This is a genomic window from Desulfobacula sp. (assembly GCF_021107415.1).
Genome location: NZ_JAIOSW010000196.1, coordinates 1 through 3,847, shown reverse-complemented (window position 1 = coordinate 3,847; position 3,847 = coordinate 1). Strand labels below are relative to the sequence as shown.

At 41.8% G+C, this 3,847-nt stretch carries 3 protein-coding genes and 1 pseudogene; all 4 read left to right on the top strand.

Features of this window, described 5'->3' with window-relative positions; translation table 11 throughout:
• Positions 1-1,298: pseudogene (locus K8S13_RS10530) on the top strand (ATP-dependent DNA helicase); the annotation flags it as partial.
• Positions 1,299-1,317: 19 nt separating this feature from the next.
• Positions 1,318-1,695, top strand: coding sequence for a RidA family protein (locus K8S13_RS10525; RefSeq protein WP_291462402.1), 378 nt, complete (start codon positions 1,318-1,320; stop codon positions 1,693-1,695).
• A gap of 13 nt (positions 1,696-1,708) precedes the next feature.
• Complete coding sequence (ettA, locus tag K8S13_RS10520; RefSeq protein WP_291462401.1) at positions 1,709-3,391, top strand: energy-dependent translational throttle protein EttA; 1,683 nt, start codon at positions 1,709-1,711, stop codon at positions 3,389-3,391.
• Between the two features lie 10 nt (positions 3,392-3,401).
• On the top strand, positions 3,402-3,847 hold a 446-nt coding region (locus K8S13_RS10515), incomplete at its 3' end, for an EamA family transporter (protein ID WP_291462400.1).

Below are 3,847 nucleotides of genomic sequence, written 5' to 3'. Positions count from 1 at the left end.
TTCCTCCATTTGCTGACATCCTGAATATCCTGGATAAATATCATTTGCTGCCGGCTATCTTTTTTTTAAAATCAAGAGCAGAATGTGATCAGGCAATAAAACTTTGCAATTCAAAATTGCTATCCAAAGATCCGGAAAAAAAAAAGGTGTTGCTTAACAAGATCAATGAACTGGTATCAGGCAATCCACATCTTGCAAACCACAACCAGCGACCATACCTTGAACTCACTGCCACTGCATCCCACCACAGCGGTCATCTTCCTGCATGGAAAATAGTCGTGGAAACACTTATGGCCCAAGGGTTGCTGGATGCCATGTTTGCAACCTCCACCGTTGCGGCAGGTGTCAATTTTCCTGCACGATCCGTGGTCATCCTGAATTCCGACCGGTTTAACGGGGTTGAATTCATACCTTTAACTCCCAGTGAATTTGCCCAAATGTCCGGCAGGGCTGGAAGAAGAGGGATGGATAACATTGGATTCGGGATTATGCTACCCGGCAAATTCATGGACTTAAAATTACTTGCAGAATTGATCAGCGCCCCTCCCCTGGATATAGAAAGCCAGATAAATATCAATTTTTCCATGGTTCTGAACCTGTTGCTCTCCCATACACCGGACCAGGTAAAAATGCTTCTTGAAAAATCATTTGCCTCATACCTAACCGTGTCAGGAAAAAAACGCGGAGAAAGGGCAAGAAGAAAATATGGCCCGGATCTTGAACTCCTTTGGGATGATTTTTTAGATCACATGGGGTTTCTGGCCGCTGAAGATTTTGTTACAGATGATGGAAAGCTCACAGGGGATGGCCTCTGGGCATCCAAACTGAGAATTGACTCTCCCCTTCTGGTGGCACAAGGTATCAGAAAAAATCTTTTGCCCCAAACCGATCCGGCATTATTGGCTGCCATTATCGGCTCATTTGTCAATGAAAAAGAATTTAAAGATGATCCGCTATACAACCAGGCCCTGCCCAAACGCCTGAAAGAATCCTTTCTGGATGCAAGAAAAGGATTAAAACCTTTTGCCGTCAACATGCTGAAAAAGGGATTTGATGCACCCAACTTATTTATTCAACCCAGCCTGCTTCTCTATTCCTGGGCCCATGATGAACCCTGGGAAAATTTGGTAACCCAGTCAGATTTTGCAGAAGGAGACTTTGCACGATTAATCTTAAGAACCGGTGACAATTTAAGGCAGATATCAAAATTAGAAAAGACATTTCCTATTATTGCCAAAACAGCAAGAGAGGCAATAGACCTTATTTTAAAGGAACCAATTGTAACATTCTATAACTAAATTAAAAAAGGAGAAGACAATGAAACAAATTTTTTCAGACAAAGCCCCTGCTGCCCTTGGCCCCTACTGCCATGCCATTGTTCATGGCGACATGGTGTTTTGCTCCGGCCAGATCCCCCTTGATCCTGAAACCATGGAGATGGTGGGAGCCAATATTGAAGATCAGACAGCCCGGGTAATGAAAAATATTGAGATCGTATTAGCGGAAGTCGGCACAACCTTAAATAAAATTGTAAAAGCCACTATCTTTTTAGGTTCCATGGATGACTTTATGGGGATGAACAAAGTATATGAAGAGTATCTTGGAGGTCATAAACCGGCAAGATCTGCATTTGAAGTAGGAGCACTGCCAAAAGATGCTCTTGTTGAGATAGAGTGCATTGCTGTTATTGAATAAGGAGTTATAACAGATGACACAAGATACTAAAAAAGTAATCTATTCCATGATCAATATGAGCAAACTTTATGGTCAAAAACAGGTGCTCAAAAATATTTCCCTGTCATATTTTTATGGGGCAAAAATCGGAGTTCTGGGATTAAACGGCTCTGGGAAAAGTTCTTTATTAAAAATCATGGCTGGCCTTGATACGGAGTTTTCCGGTGAAACAATGCTCTCCAAAGGGCTTACCGTCGGCTATCTTGAACAAGAACCCCTTGTTGACAGCCAAAAGACTGTTAAACAGATTGTTGAAGAAGGGGTTAAAGAAACGGTTGATCTGTTAAATGAATATGAAAAGATTTCAGAAGAATTTGCAAATCCCATGTCAGATGATGAAATGGACAAACTCATCGAAAAACAAGGCAAAATCCAGGAAAAGCTGGATCACATGGAGGCCTGGGATCTTGATTCAAAACTGAAAATGGCCATGGATGCGTTGCGTTGCCCTCCCGGGGATACCCAATGTAATGTGATATCCGGCGGCGAAAAAAGGCGGGTCGCACTTTGTCGGCTGTTACTGCAAAAACCCGATATTCTTTTGCTGGATGAGCCCACCAACCATCTTGATGCTGAATCTGTATCCTGGCTTGAAGAACATTTAAGCCGGTATGAAGGAACCGTTATTGCCGTCACCCATGACCGATATTTTCTGGACAATGTAGCCGGATGGATATTAGAACTTGACCGCGGAGAAGGGATTCCCTGGAAAGGAAACTATTCTTCATGGCTTGATCAAAAACAAAAACGGCTGGCCACGGAGCAGAAATCAGAATCCAAGCGTCAACAAACCCTTCAAAGAGAGCTTGAATGGATTCATATGTCTCCCAAAGGCAGGCGATCCAAATCAAAGGCCAGGATAAAAGCCTATGAAGAACTTTTAAAAAAAGATGTCAACAAGCTGGAACACACCATGGAAATTTTCATTCCGCCAGGTCCCAGGCTTGGAGAAAAAGTTATTGTGACTAAAGATGTTTCCAAGGCATTTGAAGACAAGCTGCTGGTGGAAAATATGAATTTTATTATTCCTCCTGGTGGTATCGTTGGTGTTGTCGGTCCCAATGGGGCCGGCAAAACAACTCTGTTCAACATGATCACAGGCAAAGAAAAACCTGATTCAGGATCCATTGAGCTTGGCCAGAGTGTTAAACTTGCCTATGTAGATCAGGATAGAGACACACTTGATCCTGAAAAAACTATTTTTGAAGTCATCTCAGATGGAAATGATAAAATGCTCATTGGTGGCAGAGAGTTAAATTCAAGGGCCTATGTAGCAAAATTCAACTTTTCCGGATCTGACCAGCAAAAAAAGGTAAAAGATATCTCCGGGGGTGAAAGAAACCGAGTGCATCTGGCCTCCATGCTGAAACTGGAAGCCAACCTTTTATTATTGGATGAGCCCACCAATGATCTGGATGTCAACACCTTGAGAGCATTGGAGGAAGCTCTGGAAAACTTTGCAGGATGTGCTGTTATTATCAGCCATGACAGATGGTTTCTTGACCGTATTGCCACCCATATCCTGGCGTTTGAGGGAGACAGCCAGACCTTGTTTTTTGAAGGGTCATATTCAGATTATGAAAAAGACCGGAAGAAAAGACTGGGGATTAAAGCCGATCAGCCGGCACGGATAAAATACCGGCAACTTACCAGGTGATTATTTAAATTTGAACCCGACCATATTGAATAAAGGAGTTGTACAAATCCATATTGCCGTTTTCCTGTTTGGATTTGCAGGTCTTTTCGGTAAATTTCTGTCCTGCAGCCCCCTTTTAATTGTCCTCGGAAGAACCTTTTTTGCATCCATTACACTCTTTGTATTTGCACGTTTTTTTTCAAAAACTGTATTGTTTGGGTTTGGTAAAAAAGAAATTTTATTTTTTATTTTCCAGGGAATCCTTCTGGCTGTTCACTGGTGGAGTTTTTTTCTTTCCATTCAGATTTCAAGTGTGGCCGTTGGGCTTGTCACCTTTTCGACTTTCCCTTTGTTTGTGACCTTTCTGGAACCCTTATTTTTTAAAGAAAAGCTTAAAACAATAGATATTATTATTGCAGGTGCTGTTTTTATCGGTATTCTTCTTGTTATCCCGGATTTTAATTTTTCAAATAATAT

Coding starts and splice junctions, on each gene's coding strand:
- K8S13_RS10525 (WP_291462402.1), top strand. CDS start 1,318: ATGAAACAAATTTTTTCAGACAAAGCCCCTGCTGCCCTTGGCCCCTAC.
- ettA (WP_291462401.1), top strand. CDS start 1,709: ATGACACAAGATACTAAAAAAGTAATCTATTCCATGATCAATATGAGC.